The sequence below is a fragment of the Leucobacter sp. MMO-125 genome (genome assembly GCF_037148395.1).
Classification (GTDB): domain Bacteria; phylum Actinomycetota; class Actinomycetes; order Actinomycetales; family Microbacteriaceae; genus Leucobacter.
In genome coordinates this window covers 193,912-209,181 of the sequence record NZ_JBBCTL010000004.1, presented here as the reverse complement: position 1 = coordinate 209,181, position 15,270 = coordinate 193,912, and the positions used below count along the sequence as shown (strand labels likewise).

The 15,270-nt window shown below is 68.3% G+C and carries 10 protein-coding genes; 9 read left to right on the top strand and 1 reads right to left on the bottom strand.

The annotated features are described in order from the left end of the window. Positions 1-23 precede the first annotated feature (23 nt). From WFI54_RS11105 to WFI54_RS11075, 7 genes are all read left to right on the top strand, one after another. Positions 24-2,675 (top strand): LuxR C-terminal-related transcriptional regulator, encoded by a 2,652-nt coding sequence (locus WFI54_RS11105; RefSeq protein ID WP_336652858.1) that lies wholly within the window; start codon positions 24-26, stop codon positions 2,673-2,675. Positions 2,676-2,960: 285 nt separating this feature from the next. Then, positions 2,961-4,439, top strand: a complete 1,479-nt coding sequence (locus WFI54_RS11100) for a sugar transferase (RefSeq protein WP_336652857.1) — start codon at positions 2,961-2,963, stop codon at positions 4,437-4,439. Between the two features lie 2 nt (positions 4,440-4,441). Beyond that, positions 4,442-5,206, top strand: a complete 765-nt coding sequence (locus WFI54_RS11095) for a WecB/TagA/CpsF family glycosyltransferase (RefSeq protein ID WP_336652856.1) — start codon at positions 4,442-4,444, stop codon at positions 5,204-5,206. Next, the gene (locus tag WFI54_RS11090; protein WP_336652855.1) at positions 5,203-6,783 is read left to right on the top strand and encodes a lipopolysaccharide biosynthesis protein; all 1,581 of its coding nucleotides are present in this window, start codon (positions 5,203-5,205) and stop codon (positions 6,781-6,783) included. Before WFI54_RS11095 ends, WFI54_RS11090 begins: the two co-directional genes overlap by 4 nt. Continuing rightward, a complete protein-coding gene (locus WFI54_RS11085) occupies positions 6,780-7,427 on the top strand; it encodes a hypothetical protein (protein WP_336652854.1) in 648 nt (215 codons plus the stop codon). Before WFI54_RS11090 ends, WFI54_RS11085 begins: the two co-directional genes overlap by 4 nt. Positions 7,428-7,453: 26 nt before the next feature. Next, a complete protein-coding gene (locus WFI54_RS11080) occupies positions 7,454-11,140 on the top strand; it encodes a fibrinogen-like YCDxxxxGGGW domain-containing protein (protein ID WP_336652853.1) in 3,687 nt (1,228 codons plus the stop codon). A gap of 4 nt (positions 11,141-11,144) precedes the next feature. Then, positions 11,145-11,861 (top strand): CDP-alcohol phosphatidyltransferase family protein, encoded by a 717-nt coding sequence (locus tag WFI54_RS11075; RefSeq protein ID WP_336652852.1) that lies wholly within the window; start codon positions 11,145-11,147, stop codon positions 11,859-11,861. A 98-nt stretch (positions 11,862-11,959) separates the two neighbouring features. Here the strand turns inward: WFI54_RS11075 and WFI54_RS11070 are convergent, their stop codons facing one another. Then, the gene (locus tag WFI54_RS11070; protein WP_336652851.1) at positions 11,960-13,180 is read right to left on the bottom strand and encodes a hypothetical protein; all 1,221 of its coding nucleotides are present in this window, start codon (positions 13,178-13,180) and stop codon (positions 11,960-11,962) included. Positions 13,181-13,278: 98 nt separating this feature from the next. Here WFI54_RS11070 and WFI54_RS11065 point away from each other — a divergent pair, with 98 nt between their 5' ends. After that, positions 13,279-14,628, top strand: coding sequence for an O-antigen ligase family protein (locus tag WFI54_RS11065; protein ID WP_336652850.1), 1,350 nt, complete (start codon positions 13,279-13,281; stop codon positions 14,626-14,628). Positions 14,629-14,722: 94 nt separating this feature from the next. Further along, entirely contained in the window at positions 14,723-15,187 is a 465-nt protein-coding gene (locus tag WFI54_RS11060; RefSeq protein WP_336652849.1) for an adenylyltransferase/cytidyltransferase family protein, read from the top strand. The last annotated feature ends 83 nt before the right edge of the window (positions 15,188-15,270 follow it).

Here is a 15,270-nt window from a genome sequence, read left to right as displayed (position 1 = left end):
GGCTCCCCTGGGGGAGTCAGGTCATGGAACTGTTCAATGGAGACGGATCGGATCGCGAATTCACGGTCTCAGCCGAGTCGCGCCTCGCAGTGGACGCGAGCAGCACGCCGGAGCGCTTAGAAGCGCTGCTGCAATCGCTGATCGCCCCGGGCAGCGTGGCGCTGCTCATCGGAGAGGCTGGCACCGGCAAGAAACGCCTCGCGCAGGAGGCTGCTGCCGCGCTCGGCGGAATGCTCGGAGCAGCGGTCTCCGTGATCTCGCTGGAACCCCCGCCGAGCCCGCTCACCGGCATTGCCTCTCACTTCGGCCTCTACTTTCCCGAACTCTTCGGCGCGCCAGACGCCCTCGACAACAGCGACCACTTCAACGTCGAAGAACCCGAGGTGCTCGCGAGCCGCCTCATCGAAGCCGTCGAACGGGTGAGCGAGGACGGCACCCCGCTGCTCATTGCACAGGGGCTCGACCAATACTCGCCGATGGCGGCGATGATGCTCGACAGACTGGTGCGCTCGCATCGCATCAGAGTCATCGGAACCACCCGCCAACTCAGCGGCGCCGCGGGCAGACTCGCGCGCGACCCGCAGGTGCGCAAGTTCTCGGTGCCCCCGCTCTCGGTCGCCGAAGCGCAGCGCTTCCTCGTGCAACTGCTGGGCGCCGAGCACGTCGAACTGCAGACGCTGCGCCGCTGGTACCGCGTCACGGAGGGCAACTCGCTGTCGCTCACCCTTCTCGCACTGACGCTCGACCGCCGGGGGCTCGTAGGACGCACCCGCGGCGTGGTGTATGAGCGGCCCGGAGCGGAGGCGGTGCCCACCGAGTTTCACGAGTTTCTGCACAGCACCTGCACCGCAGAGGAGCTGCGCACCCTCGAACTCGTCGCCCACGTCGAGTCGATGTTCGAGAACGCCTTCATCCAGCTGATCGACCCCGTGCACCTTGCCCACCTGACGGACAAAGGGCTGCTGACGGCTGGAACGGGGCCGAACGGGCGGCTGACGCTGAGCCTCAAGCATCAGCTGCTCACCACGGCGGTGCGGGAACAGATGAGCCCCACCCGGCTCGTCGAGGTGAGTAACCAATTGTTCGATGCTCTGCACGACGAGCTCGGATCCGAAGATCCCTACCGCTCCCCGCGGCACCTGTTCCGCTTGGTGGCGATGGGCCTCGACGCCGACCGCAACGTGCCGCTCGGCTGGCTGTGGGAAGTGCTCGAGATCCTGCGCAGCGGCCACGAACTGCAGCTGCGGTTGCGCGTCGCACTCGCGGTGGCCGCCCACCCGGACGCTTCCACCCTGCAGCTCACCATCAGCGCACAGCAGGCCAGTCAGATCGCGCGCTTCCTCGGCGACCGCCACCGGCTCGCCCAAGCACTCGACCAGGTGCGCCACGCTGTGGAACGCACGCGCCGCGTAACTGGTGTGCCGGCGCTGCTACGCGCGAAACTGCGCCTCGCGCTCGTCGAACATCTCACCCTCGACCGCGACGACGCCGAAGGAGCCGAAGCGCTGCTCGACGAACTCGAACGCGAGTTCGCGGAGGCCGATACGCGCGTCATCGAGGTGGTGCGCAACGCACGGGTGCTCTTTCTCTCCCGCACCGGCCGACTGCGCGAAGCCGCCGAACTGGTGCCCGACCCCGGCGACTTCGGCACCATGCCGATCGAGTGGGAGCGCACCTTCAGCCGGGCGATCTCCTCGTTAATCCTCGCGCAGCGCGGGCGACAGGACACCGCAGTGCAGATCGCGGAATACGCCGAATCGTTCGCCTCCCTAGGTGAGCAACCGCAGATCGACAGCGCCGACCTGCTGCGCTTCTGCGGGTTCATTAGCGCCTGGGGGTGCGGCGGGCTCGAATCGGCGCGGCAGATGCTCGCCGAAGCCGTGCAGCAATCCTTCTCTGACATGCACTACTCGGGCCTGGTCGACACTTGTGCGGTGCTGATGAGCCTCGCCGATGGCAAATGGCGACTGGCGGCACAGCGCGCCGAACGGCTGCGCGAACGCCTCGGCCTGTACGACAGACACGGCGTGATCGGGCTCGTCAACGCCGCGCTGGCACTCGCGCTCGCCGCGCTCGGCGAGCACGCCGCGAGCCGGCGCGCGATCCGCCTGGCAGAGAGCAGGCACTACGGCATATCGCAGGCCGTCACCGGTTTTCTGCGGCTGCTGACGCTGCAGGCGCGACAGTGGAACTGCGACCCTGAGAACGTCGAGCTTGCGCAGCGCCTCGCCTCATGGGCCCGCACGCAGCAGCTCGAACTGGTCGAACTGCGCGCGCTGCGACTGCTCGCGATCGAGGATCGCGTGGCGGCCGCGCCCTACCGTGGGCGCATCGAGGCGCTCGCCGCCGTGATCGACCCGGACTTCGGCAGTGCGCTGCGCGCGCACTGCGAAGAACTGCTCGACGGATTCGACGGATTGGACACCCCATCCGCGAGGCGACTCACCGAGTACGGTATGTGGATTCCGTTGCCGATCACCGATGAGCTGTCGTCGCGGGAGCGGGAGATCGCGCTCTTCGCCTCGCTCGGCTACTCCAGCCGGTGGATCGCCGAGCAGTTCCACCTTTCGGTGCGCACCGTCGACACCCATCTGCGGCACGTCTTCACGAAGCTGCGGGTGAGCGGTCGCGACGAGCTGCGGCAGTGGTTCAGGCGCGAGCACCTCTCACGGTAGGCGCGCAGCGCCCCCCTCAGCGCGCTCCGGCGCGGCCGTTCCTCAGGGATCTGCCGTGTATATGGTCGGAGAGGCGGAAACTGCCATATCTGCGGCAGATCCCATATCTGCGGCCGGGCCGGGCACCCGCGGAGGAATGCGTAGCCAGAGCGAACTTCCCACGACGTGCTCGGAGAACAGCGCCGAACCCCTCCGTAGGGCTTGCGTAACTTCCCCCCGCAGAGGCCAGCATCCTTCTTAGCCTGACTCCAGATTCACGATGGAGTGCAAGCTAGGGGAGTTGGCATGCTTGTGGAAAGCGGGCTGGACACGTTCACAGGAGCGGTCGCGTTGTCGCCGAGGCGCACGCCCACTCTTGAGCGGCGGCGGCGCTGGGAGCGCAACTTCCGCTGGTGCCTGCGGGTGTCTGACACGCTCGTGATCCTTGCCTCCATCGGCGTTGCGCTGCTGCTGCAGGGCCTGCTCGTCGGTGAGAGCCCGTCGACGCCCGTGGTTGCCGCGGCGCTCGTGACGCTCTGGATTCTCGCGCTGACGGGCATGCGCAGCCGCGACATCGGCTGCCTCGGGGCCGGCACGATCGAGTATCGTCGGGTGGCGCACGCCACCGGTCTCGCCGTCGGGGCTGTCGCCATCACCGCGCTGATCGCCGACTGGAGCGGCGACCGGGTGCTCATCTTCGCCGCACTGCCGATCGGGCTCATCGCGCTGCTCATCTCGCGGTGGGAGTGGCGGCGCTGGTTGCGCGAGCAGCGTCGCATCGGCCACTACGCCTCGCGCACGCTGGTGGTGGGTGAGCGGGCAGATGTCGAGTATGTGATCAGCACGCTGCAGGCGGATCGCGGCAGCGGCTACCAGGTGGTCGCGGCGACGCTCTTCGGAACCGACCGGGGCCCGCTGGTGGTCGGCGGCCACCGCTATCAGGTGAGGGGCAGCGCCGATCAGGTGGCTGCGGTCGCTTCGCAGGCCGGGGCCGACACCATCATCGTCGCCAGCTATCCCGAGAACGCGCCCTCGTTCGTGCGGGAGCTCAGTTGGCGGCTCGAAGGCACCGCGGCGAATCTGGTGCTCTCCAACAGGGTCACCGATGTCGTCGGCCCGCGCATCTCCTTTCGCCCTGTCGAGGGGTTGCCGATGCTGCAGATCGCGATCCCGTCGTATGAGGGCGGGCACCACCTGCTCAAGCGGGGCTTCGACGTGAGCGTGGCCGTGTTCGCGCTCGCCGCGATCGCGCTGGTGACACCGGTGCTGGCGCTGCTGATCAAGCTTGACTCGCCGGGGCCGGTGCTGTTTCGGCAGCAGCGGGCCGGTCGTGACGGGCGGTTGTTCACCATGTTCAAGTTCCGCACGATGGCCGTTGATGCCGAAGACCGGCTTGCTGAGTTGCGCGAGCAGAACGAGGGATCCGGTCCGCTGTTCAAGATGAAACAGGATCCGCGGGTCACCCGGGTGGGCCGTGTGCTGCGGCGGCTCTCGCTCGATGAGCTGCCTCAGTTCTGGAATGTGCTGCGGGGCGATATGAGCGTGGTGGGGCCGCGGCCACCGCTGCCAGCCGAGGTCACCGCCTATGACGGCACCGTGGTGCGGCGGCTCTACGTGAAGCCGGGCATCACTGGCCTGTGGCAGGTCAGCGGTCGCAGCGATCTCTCCTGGGATGAGAGTGTGCGCCTCGACCTCAGCTATGTCGAGAACTGGTCGATCATGAACGATCTGCAGATCATGTGGCGCACGGCCCGAGTGATGGTGCACCGAGAGGGAGCGTACTGATCATGTCGCTGCTCAATGTGCACGCTCATGGCGATGCCTCGGTTGAGGTGGCCGGGGTGGTCGTCGACCCCTTCACGGAGCGGTCTTTCGCCGAAACTGTCATCGAGTGGGCTGCGAGGCCCGGCGTCGATGTCGCTGTCGGGGTGAACGCGCACGTGTGCAATCTGGCTCGCAGGGATGCGCAGCTGCGCGGCTTTTTGCAGCAGCACACCACCTACGCCGACGGGCAGTCGGTGGTGTGGGGTGCGAGGCTGCTGGGGCGGCGTCTGCCGGAGCGCCTGGCGACCACTGATGTTGCCGAGCCAGTGCTGCGGGCCGCTGCCGAGGCGGGTGTGCCCGTCTATTTTCTCGGTGCGGCAGACGGGGTGGCGGAGGCTGCGGCTGAACGGTTGCGCGCCCGTATTCCGGGGGTGCGGATCCGCACGCACCACGGCTATTTCGCCGAGCGCGATGTGCCGCGTATCGCAGCCGACATCGCCGAGCACGGCACCGGCATCCTCTTCGTCGGCATGGGCGATCCGGTGCAGGAGCGCTGGGTGCAGGAGCATGAGGAGCTGCTGCCGCCGGCTGTGCTCACCTGCGGTGGCCTGTTCGACTGGCTCAGCGGATCGAACCGTCGTGCGCCGCAGTGGATGATCCGTGCAGGCCTCGAATGGTTCTGGCGGCTGGGCCTCGAGCCGCGGCGGCTGGCGAAACGCTATCTGATCGGCAATGTGCAGTTCATCGCCGCGCTCGCGCGGCAACGTCTGACGGCGAGCGCAGCATGACCGCCGTAGCGACGCCCGTGCGCGAGGAGCGGGGCCTGGGTCGCCGAAGCCTGCTGAGCTTCGCAGGGTCGGCGACGAGCGCCCTGCTCGGCTTCCTGCTGGTGGTGGTGCTCGCCCGCTTTCTCGGCGACGCCGACTCCGGCATTGTGCTGCAGGCCATTGCGGTGTTCATGATTGCGCTCGGCTTCGCCCGCTTCGGCATGGATTCAACCGCGGTGTGGCTGCTGCCCAGGCTCGCCGATGATGAGCCGCAGCAGCTGCGGGCCACGGCGTGGTTCCTCATCGCGGTGTCGGGTGTCGCAGGCTCTCTGTGCGCTGTGGTGGTGTGGATCGGGGCGGGGATCGCGGCGCAGGGCAACCCCGCCGATCCGCTGCCCCCAGTGGTGCGTGTGAGTGCGGTATTCCTGCCGATCGCTGCGATGCTGCTCACCGCTCTCGCCGTCAGCCGGGCACTGGGGCGCATCGCCGAGTACGTGCTCATCGGCGGTGTCGGGTTGCCTGCCGCCCGCCTGCTCGCGGTTCTTGCCGCTGTGCTGCTGGGGGCCGCGCTGAGCGGAGTGATGCTTGCGTGGGCGCTGCCCGCGGCGATCGCCCTCGCGCTCGCCTTCGTGGTGGTGGCCCGTCAGCTGCGCGGCCTCGGTGCCGGCGCCGGTGCCCGCTTCTTCGGCACCGAGCTGCCGACCCGCACCCTCGGCTTCGCCGGCCCCCGCGTGATCTCGGCCGCACTCGAACAGATGCTGCTCTGGATCTCGGTGCTCGTCGTCGGCGCGGTCGCCGGTGCCGCAGCCGCCGGCGTGTACGGTGCTGCGAGCCGCTTCGTCGCCGCAGGTATGATCGTCGACTCTGCGATCCGCGTGGTCTTCGCCCCCGTGTTCAGCCGCATGCAGCACCGCGGCGCTGAGGGCGAGGTGCGCGAGCTGCACCGCACCGCGACGAGCTGGCTCGTGCTGTTCAGCGCTCCGGTCTTCCTGCTGCTCGCCATCTTCGCGCCGGTCGCCCTCTCGGTGCTCGGCCCAGACTTCGCCTCCGGCGCGGCCACCCTCGCAGTAATGTGCGTCGGCGCGCTCGTCGCTTTCCTGGCTGGCAATGTGCAGACCATCCTGCTCACAGCCGGCCGCAGCGGCCTCGCCGCCATCAACAAGGCCGTGGTCGTCGCCGTCAATGTCGCACTGATCCCGCCCTTCGTCGCCATGTGGGGGATCGTCGGGGCTGCCTGGGCCTGGACCATCGCTTGCGTCATCGACGCCGTGCTCGCCTGGTGCGAGATCCGCTTCCTACTGCGGGTGCGGATCGCGCCCGATGCCGGCCTCGCCGCGCTCGTCGCCTGTGTCGGCAGTGTCGGCCTGCCAGCGGTGATCGCCCGCACCGTTATCGGGCCGAGTCTCACAGGCCTCCTCGTCGCCGCGGCCATCGGTCTCGTGCTGTTCGCCGCGGTCTGCCGCCTCGGCAGAATCCCGCTCAGACTGGTGGGTTTCACCCCGCCCGCCCCCAGACCACCGGAGCACCGTCGCCCCGGTCAACACAGCCGGCGATCCGCTCGTCCGGCCCATCACACGCAGAAATCAGGGACACCATGACCACCGAAACACACGACCCAGATCGGCCACCGCGCAGGAAGTGGGCGTTGACCGTGATCATCGCGGCCGTGCTCGCCGCCACCGCCGGTGGCATCTGGCTCAGCACCGCAGGAGCGCAGCAGCCCGAAGCAGCCAGCCCCGCACCCCAGGGCGCATCGCCGCCCACACAAGCCCCCGCATCCTCCGAGCCGCCGAACTCCCCTGAAACTGCGGGCGGTTCGGGGGGTGCGGGCTCACTCACCGAGAAGAGTGCGAGCACACTCATCGCGACAGCCATCGGCACGCCGCTCACCAGCAGCGAAGACGAAGCGGCCCTCGCCCAGCAGATCGCGGGCTTCGCGGCTGGCGCTTTCGCCTCCGAGCTCGAAGTGCAGTGGGAAGAACTCGTCGTCAACGGGTGGAGCATCTCGGGCACACCCAAGATCGTCACCACCTCGGTCGAAACCTCCGCCGACGAGCGTAGCGCCGTCGCAGTCAGCTGCGTCGACGCCACCGCGGTGCGCACCCTCGATGCCGCAGGCAAACCCATTGCCCCGGAAGCAGCGAGCGACAACCGCGCCCTGCACCGCTTCACCCTCACCCGCGGAGACGACGACGTCTGGCGAGTGACTCAACACGACTTCCCCGACGATCCGGCCTGCTGAGCCGCAGCAAGGAAAGAGACACGACCATGTTCGAACACCGAAGCGAGACCAGGCGCCGGCTGCGCCGAGGCGGCACTGCAGCCGTCGCTCTCGCCGCCGCACTCACCGCGAGCCTCCTGTCGGCTCCGACTGCTGCGACCGCTGCACCCACCCCGCCCGTCGTCGACGGGCTGAGCGAGGCCACCGCCGCAGCATCCTGCTGGGAGATCAAGCAAACCACCCCCGCCGCGCCGAGCGGCATCTACTGGATCGCCACACCCGCCATGGGCGGCGCGCAGCAGTTCTACTGCGACCAGGATCGCAACGGCGGTGGCTGGGTGCTCGTGGGGCGCGGCCGAGACGGTTGGGGGGTCGCGAACGCCGGATCCGGAACCCCCGAACAGGTGCGCAGCACCGTCACCGGCCCAGATGCATTCCTGCCGCGTCAGCTGTCGTCAGAGATCATCGGACAGCTCGCGAACAACACCCCCATCAAGGATCTGCCCGACGGCATCCGCCTCGTGCGGGCCACCAATCAGCAGGGCACCACTTGGCAAGATCTCACGTTCACCCTTTCCAGCCCCCGCGCCGACTGGACCTGGCAGTTCAATAACAAGCAGCGCGTCGCCACATACAAGATCGGCAACACCACCCGCAGCGGCGGTGAGACCGCCAACTTCGGCAGCGACAACTCGTACAACCGGGTGCGGATGGTGACCGGCGCCAATGAGGGCTGGAAAATGGGGTTCGGCTTCGGGTCGCAGATCCGCGGCAACCCCTCGGACACCAGCTACCTCTGGTCGAAAGACACCTCGACCGGCTACGCCAGGCCCTTCACGCAGGTCTTCATCAGGCCGAAGCTGATGAGCGCGCAAATCTACCAACCGATCCCCGACACCGGCACCCCCGCCGTCACCACCACCTCGGTCGTCGACAGCTTCGCGCTGCCGCAGCCATGGAGCGTCGCAGGCCTCGGCAACGGTCCCCTCACCACCGAGGGCAACAACGAGGTCGCCGCCTTCACCGAGGACAACGGCAAGGTGTACGTGGGCGGCAACTTCACCACCGTGCAGAAGACGGCGGCCGGAGGTAGCGCCCAACAGCAGCCCTACCTCGCCGCGTTCAACCGCGACACCGGGGAATGGGATCCTGGCTTCCGGCCCACCTTCAACAACGCAATCCGCGCACTCGCAGCCCTCCCTGGCAACCGCATCGCTGTGGGCGGCTTCTTCACCGAGGTGAACGGGCAGCCCCGCGAAGGCCTCGCCGTACTCAACGGCACCACCGGGGAGCTCGACCCGCAGTTCACGGGTCGGCTCATCAACAAGTTGAGCGGAGGCTTCCCGCTCGTGCGGGCGCTCGACGTGCAAGACGGCTGGCTCTACGTCGGCGGCTCCTTCACTCACGGTACGGGCGGTTCCACAAGCCAGGAACGTTACATGCGAGCCGGCGGCCGACTCTCGGTCACCGATGGCACGCCCGACCTGTGGAACCCCGAGTTCAACGGAACCGTGATGGCCGTCGATGCTTCGGCGCGCGGCGACCGAGCCTACTTTGCCGGGTACTTCAGCCAGTCCCGCGGCCGTGACGCCGACAAGGCCGCCGCGCTGTCGTCAACGAGCACCGACCTCTTCACCTGGAACGTGCTCTTCTCGAACCGCACTGGCGGCAGGTCCGGCTATCAGCAGGCCGTCAAGGAAGTGGGCGACCGGGTGTGGCTCGGTGGCGCCGAGCACTCGCTCTTCAGCTACTCGCGCGACGACTTCTCGGTGCTGAGCACCACCATCGGCAACGCCGGTGGCGATTTCCAAGCGATCGCCGAGTACAACGGCGTTGTCTACGGCGGCTGCCACTGCTTCGAAACCCAATACGAGGGCGAGACGCTGTGGCCGAACATCGGCACTGGCTGGACCTCCGCCAACGCGGTTTGGGGCACGGGGGCCTGGAGTGCGAGCACCGGTGAGCGGATCCCGCAGTTCAACGGCACCTTCAGCACGTACCGCGGAGCGGGCTCCTGGGCCCTGATGGTCGACTCGAACGGCACGCTCTGGCAGGGCGGCGACTGGTCGTACTCGACACGACCAGGCTACGTGCGGCAGTGGACGAGCGGCTTCACACGCCACGCCCAACGCGATGTCACCCCGCCTGCCACCCCGGCCGCGCTCACCGCGATCGGCGACGTCTCATCGGTCTCGCTGAGCTGGCCCGCGGCGACAGACAACACCGGCGTCACCGCCTACGAAGTGATGCGCGATGACCGAGTTGTCGCCACGGTCACGGGCACCAGCGCCCAATTGCCGCCGGCGGCCTCGGGGGCGAAGTACTTCGTGCGCGCCGTTGATGCCGCAGGCAACAAGTCGGCATCGACCGCGGCCGTGCTCGCCCAGGATCCGCCCGTCACACCCGACACCGTCAACTACATCAACTCGGGCGACGAATGGTCGTACCTGTTCAATGCAGCAGGGCCGACCGCCGGGTGGACCGGCATCGTCTACGACGCCTCCGCCTGGGCGACGGGCGCCGCACCGTTTGGGTGGGGCCACGCAGGCCTTGCGACGACACTGACAGCGCCGAGCCCGGTGCCGCTCGCATCGTTCTACCGCAAGTCGTTCCAGGTGGCTGACGCCACCCGCGTGGAGTCGATGCAGATCACCACGCGCGCCGATGACGGTGTCGTGGTCTACGTCAACGGCACCGAGGTCGGGCGGCAGAACGTGTCGGCCAACCCGGCCGGGGTGAACAGCTACGCGACAGCCTCGCCGAACGCGGCGACCGCGCTCGCGAACCCGGTCACGATCACCGTGCCCGGCGAGCTACTGGTGACCGGCACCAATGTGGTGTCGGTGTCGATGCACTCGGGCTACCGCACGACCCCCAGCCACAGTTTCGATCTGCAAGCGGTGGGCACGCTGAGCGCCGAACCGGTGCGTAACGAAACCGTCGCCTATGTGAACCCCGGCTCGGAGTGGGCATACCTCTATAACACTGCAGGCCCGAGCGGCGACTGGACAGCCATCGCCGCTGACACCACGGGCTGGGCATCAGGGGCTGCACCCATCGGGTGGGGCCAGACCGGGCTCGCAACGACACTTTCGGCGCCCGCGCCGAAACCCTACGCCTCGTTCTACCGGCGGGCCTTCGAGGTGGCCGACGCGACGAGAGTCGAGTCGATGCAGATCACCACGCGCGCCGACGACGGGGTTGTGGTGTACGTCAACGGCACCGAGGTCGGCCGGCAGAACATGGCCGCCGGGCCGGCCGGGGTGAACAGCTACGCGACCGCCTCGCCAAGCGCCGCGGCCGCGCTCGCGAACCCGGTCACGATCACGGTGCCAGGCGAACTGCTCGTCACCGGCACGAACGTGATCGCCGTGTCGGTGCACTCGGGCTACCGCACGACGCCGAGCCACAGCTTCGAGTTGCAAGCCATCGGCACCGTGAGCCCGACCCCGCTGCGGGCGGCTGCGCCGCCCGCGCTGCTCGCAGCGCCGGCCGAGGCACCGGCCGAGGCACCGGCTGAGGCGCCCAGTGAAGCGCCTGCCGATCCCGCGCCTGCCGCCCCGCAGGCCGAGACCCCGAGCAGCCCAGCTCCTCAGGCGACCCCATCGCCTGAGGTGACACAGGATCCCGCCGCTCCTTCCCCGGCCGTTCCCCCGGCTACAGGCGGATCCTCGCCGGAGGGCGGGGGGCGATCTGTGATCGCCCCCGCCCCCGCGGTTCCCGGAAAGGAATGAGATCATGCTCGACCGCGGCCCGCGCTCATACCGCGAAAACGTCGTAACGCTGCAGCACGCTCAGAAGAGCGGAGCCGGTGTGCCCGCCTACATGCGCTGGGTCAACCGGTGGCTCGGGCGGCGCATCGCGGCAGCCGCGGCCGTGGTCGGGCTCACCCCCAACGGAGTCACCGCCATCAGCGCTCTCTGTTCGCTCGCCGGGTTGGTGCTGCTCGTCGTCGCTGAGCCGGGTATCGGCACCGGCATCGCCGTGGCCCTGCTGCTCGCACTCGGCTTCGCCTGCGACTCCGCCGACGGTCAGCTCGCCCGCCTCACCGGGGCGGGCGGGCCTGCCGGCGAGTGGATGGACCACGTTGTCGACGCGATCCGCACCCCGCTCACCCATATCGCTGTGGCGGTGGCCCTCGTGGTGCACCGCCCCGAGCTGATCTGGCTGGCTGGGGTCGCCCTCGCCTACGCCGTGGTTGCGGCGGGACAGTTCATGAGTCAGATTCTCGCCGAGCAGCTGGTGCGCCAGCGCGGTGGGGAGGATCCGGAGCCGTCAGGGAGGCGCAAGTCGATCGCGCTGATTCCCACGGACACCGGCACCCTCTGCTGGAGCTTCGCGCTGTGGGGTGCGCCCGTGCTGTTTGTGCCTGTCTACCTCCTGCTGTTCGCGGTGAACGCCGTGTACGCGGCGGTGTCGATGCGGCGCAAGTATCGCAAGCTGCGCGCGCTCTGAGGCGAGTGCCGTCGGCGAGAGCGACCGTTGCAGCGAGGCGGACAGTTCCAGAGCCTCTGGAGCCGTCCGCCTCGCTGCAACGGTCGTGTTCGGTGATGCTACGGCTCTGAGACGAACCCCACCACATGGGTGCCGGCGCGGCGCGCCTCCTCCGTGATCCAGCGCATATCCTCGACCAGGGCGGTGCGCCGAGAGCAGAGCACCAGCACCGCCGTCGCCTCCCGCAACATCGCGAGCCCATCCGCACGGCTCCCCGCCGCGTCCACCCGCTCGAACTGCACTGAGCCGTCTGAGATCGCTTCGAGACGCTGCAGGGCGCGGGACTCCTGCTCGCTCCTGCGCGCATCGAACACCAGCACGGGGCCTGGAGTCGCCGCTGCATCGCTGCGTAAGCGCTCGAACACGATCCGCATCTGCTCCTGCGCCGCATCGTCGGAAACCTCGCCGTGTCTCGGGTCGAGATCGGCGAGCGCGGGCGCGCCCAGCGCGTCGACAATATCGGAGGCGGATCGCAGCCGCCTGTCGAAGGGGTTGCGCACGAACGCGGCAATGATCCCGAGCACCAGCCCGCCCGCGAGCCCGGTCGCAAGCGTTGTCCGTGCCGAAGGGCTCTGCTCAAGCTCGCTGTCGCGGGCCGAGGTGAGCACGATGCCGCCCGTGGTGTCGACGGTGGACAGCGCGTTGCGCTGCGACAGCAGGCTGTCGAGTTCGACCTGAATCTGCTGCTGCTGCGAGACCGCCTGCGCGTAGTCGGTGCTGCCCGGCTGGGCCGAGACCAGCTCGCGATTGGCTTCGAGCAGTGCGTCATTGAGTTTCTCGACGCGCGAGTTCATGCTCGTCAGCATGGTGTCGATGCGCTGCTGCGCCTGGTCGCTGCGGAACTCGAGGTAGGCCTGCGCGATCGCGTCGGCGCCGCGCACCGCCTCCTTCTCAGTCGGCGCGGTGAAGGAGACGCGCACCACCGAGGCGCCCCCTGAGGAGGAGACCCGCGACAGGGCGCGCACTTGAGACGCTGAGAATGCGCCGCCTAGGAGTTTGGCGGCGCCCTCCGCGACGGCGTGCGAACTTGCGATGTCGGCCTCCGTCGCGGCGTCGAGCAGCCCCGAGGCCGGCCGCTGCTGGTTGAACGGCTCCGTGGTGATGACGTTGAGGTTGACCGCGGTTGTTGCGGTGACCGTATGCGGGGCCACCAGCAGATAGATGCCCGCCGCCGCAACGCCGACGACAACGCCGGTGATCGCCACCCAGCGCTGCCGCCGCAGCACCGCGAGATACCTCGAGATCCCGAGGGTCTGGTCGTATGCTGTGCTGCCGCCCATTGACGCTCCGCCTCCTTCGGCAGGGGATCTCGTGAACGAAACGCCCGAGAACCCGGTGGTGTGCTTATCCTAAGGGAAAGCAGGGGAATGAGAAGAGCATGCGATCAGGGGGCGTGACCGGGGCGGCGATGGCCGTCGAACGCGCTGCGCTGCCGAGATGGCCGCTCACCGCGATGATTGTCTGGTTTCCGCTGTGGTGGGTGCTGGGCATCGCCGAGATGGCCTGGATTCCGCTTGCGGGCTGCATGCTGGTGCTGATGATCAGGCGGGGCGGGATCCGCGCACCCCGCGGCTTCGGCATCTGGCTGCTGTTCCTGGTGCTCATGCTGGTCTCGGTGATCGGCATCGACACGAGCGGGCGGCTTGTCGGGTTCGTCTACCGTGCGCTGCTCTACCTCGTGGTGACGATCGTGTTCGTGTACGTCTACAACGCTCGTGAACGGCTCACGATGCGCTATGTGCTCGGCGTCTTCACCGCATTCTGGATCTACACCTGGCTGGGCGGCTATGCGGGGGTGTTCTTCCCGGAGTTCTCGTTCAGATCGCCCCTCGGCTACATTCTGCCGCCGCCGCTGCTGCAGAACGAACTGATCGACGAGATGGCGGTGCGCCGCACCGCGCAGTACAACCCCGACGGCTGGCTCGAACTCGCGCCGCGGCCCTCCGCCCCGTTCCTGTACACGAACGCCTGGGGCAATGTGTACTCCGTCACCCTGCCGATCGCGATCGCCTACCTCGACGTGGTGCGCAGAGGCTGGCGCTTCTGGTGCGTGCTCATTGCGGTTCCGGTGTCTCTGGTGCCCGCGATCCTCTCCCTCAACCGGGGCATGTTCATCGGGCTCATCGTCGCCGGAGCCTACTGCTTGGTGCGCTTCATCATTGTGGGCCGCACCCGCGAGGTGCTGCTGCTTGGTGCGCTCGGCCTGCTCGGTGCCGGCTTCGCGGTGGGGTTGGACTTGTTCTCGCGGCTCACCGAGCGCGTTGAGGTGAGCGGGTCGACGACCACCCGCTCGACCCTCTACGAGGAGACCTGGGTGCGCACCCTCGACTCGCCGCTCTTCGGCTATGGTGCTCCACGGCCCTCATACACTTCGCCGCCAGCCGTCGGCACGCAGGGACATGTGTGGATGGTGATGTTCTCGCACGGGCTGCCGGCACTGATCTGCTTCGTGCTCGCGCTCGTCTGGCTCGTGGTGGCCACGGCGCGATGGCAGGGGCCTGTGGTGCTCGTGCTGCACACGGTGCAGCTGGTGACACTTGTGGAGAGCACATATTACGGCCTGCTGCCCAACGGGCTGATCGTCTCCTTCGCTGTCGCGGCGCTCGCGCTGCGAGAACGAGACGTCGGTGAGCGAGGCGGGGGCGGATCGCGCGACGCCGAGCACCGGATCGAGCCGGGGCCGGGCGCAGTTCGGCAATCCGCCGCATCGCACGCGCAGCTTACGTAGTTCCCGCCGATGCGCCGCAGGGGGCGCCGAACTTACGCTGACGTGAAGCGCACGGTTCTGCAATGGGGCAGCCGGCGGGGCGAAGGGGAGCACCATGACGCGCATCGGCTACGCAGCGGGGGCATTCGATCTGTTTCACATCGGGCATCTGAACCTGCTACGGCACGCGAAACAGCACTGCGACTACCTCGTCGCGGGGGTGGTGAGCGATGAGATGCTGCGCGAGGTGAAGGGCTGCGAAGCCGTGATCCCCACCGCAGAGCGCGAGGAAATCGTGCGCCACATCGACTTCGTCGACGAGGTGTACGTGGAGCGCGTGCCCGACAAGCTCGAGGTGTGGCGGGAGGTGCGCTTCACGCACTTCTTCAAGGGCGACGACTGGCGCGGCACCGAGAAGGGGATGCAGCTCGAACGTCGCTTCGCTGCGGTGGGCGTCGAGGTGGTCTACTTCCCGTACACCGCGCACACCTCGAGCACCGCGCTGCGCCGCGCCCTCGAACGGCTCGACACACCGGCCGCTCGCTTCGACACCGCGCCCGTCGCCGTGCTGCAGGGCTAGCCTTCGCCCACTGGGTCGGCCTATTCGTGTCGAGTCGGCCTGCTTTTCGCGCGAATTGTGGGCAGGCTCGGTACGAACAGACC

Excerpts from the sequence above, each read along its gene's own strand:
- WFI54_RS11105 (WP_336652858.1), top strand. The coding sequence starts at position 24 with ATGGAACTGTTCAATGGAGACGGATCGGATCGCGAATTCACGGTCTCA.
- WFI54_RS11100 (WP_336652857.1), top strand. The coding sequence starts at position 2,961 with ATGCTTGTGGAAAGCGGGCTGGACACGTTCACAGGAGCGGTCGCGTTG.
- WFI54_RS11095 (WP_336652856.1), top strand. The coding sequence starts at position 4,442 with ATGTCGCTGCTCAATGTGCACGCTCATGGCGATGCCTCGGTTGAGGTG.
- WFI54_RS11090 (WP_336652855.1), top strand. The coding sequence starts at position 5,203 with ATGACCGCCGTAGCGACGCCCGTGCGCGAGGAGCGGGGCCTGGGTCGC.
- WFI54_RS11085 (WP_336652854.1), top strand. The coding sequence starts at position 6,780 with ATGACCACCGAAACACACGACCCAGATCGGCCACCGCGCAGGAAGTGG.
- WFI54_RS11080 (WP_336652853.1), top strand. The coding sequence starts at position 7,454 with ATGTTCGAACACCGAAGCGAGACCAGGCGCCGGCTGCGCCGAGGCGGC.
- WFI54_RS11075 (WP_336652852.1), top strand. The coding sequence starts at position 11,145 with ATGCTCGACCGCGGCCCGCGCTCATACCGCGAAAACGTCGTAACGCTG.
- WFI54_RS11070 (WP_336652851.1), bottom strand. The coding sequence starts at position 13,180 with ATGGGCGGCAGCACAGCATACGACCAGACCCTCGGGATCTCGAGGTAT.
- WFI54_RS11065 (WP_336652850.1), top strand. The coding sequence starts at position 13,279 with ATGCGATCAGGGGGCGTGACCGGGGCGGCGATGGCCGTCGAACGCGCT.
- WFI54_RS11060 (WP_336652849.1), top strand. The coding sequence starts at position 14,723 with ATGACGCGCATCGGCTACGCAGCGGGGGCATTCGATCTGTTTCACATC.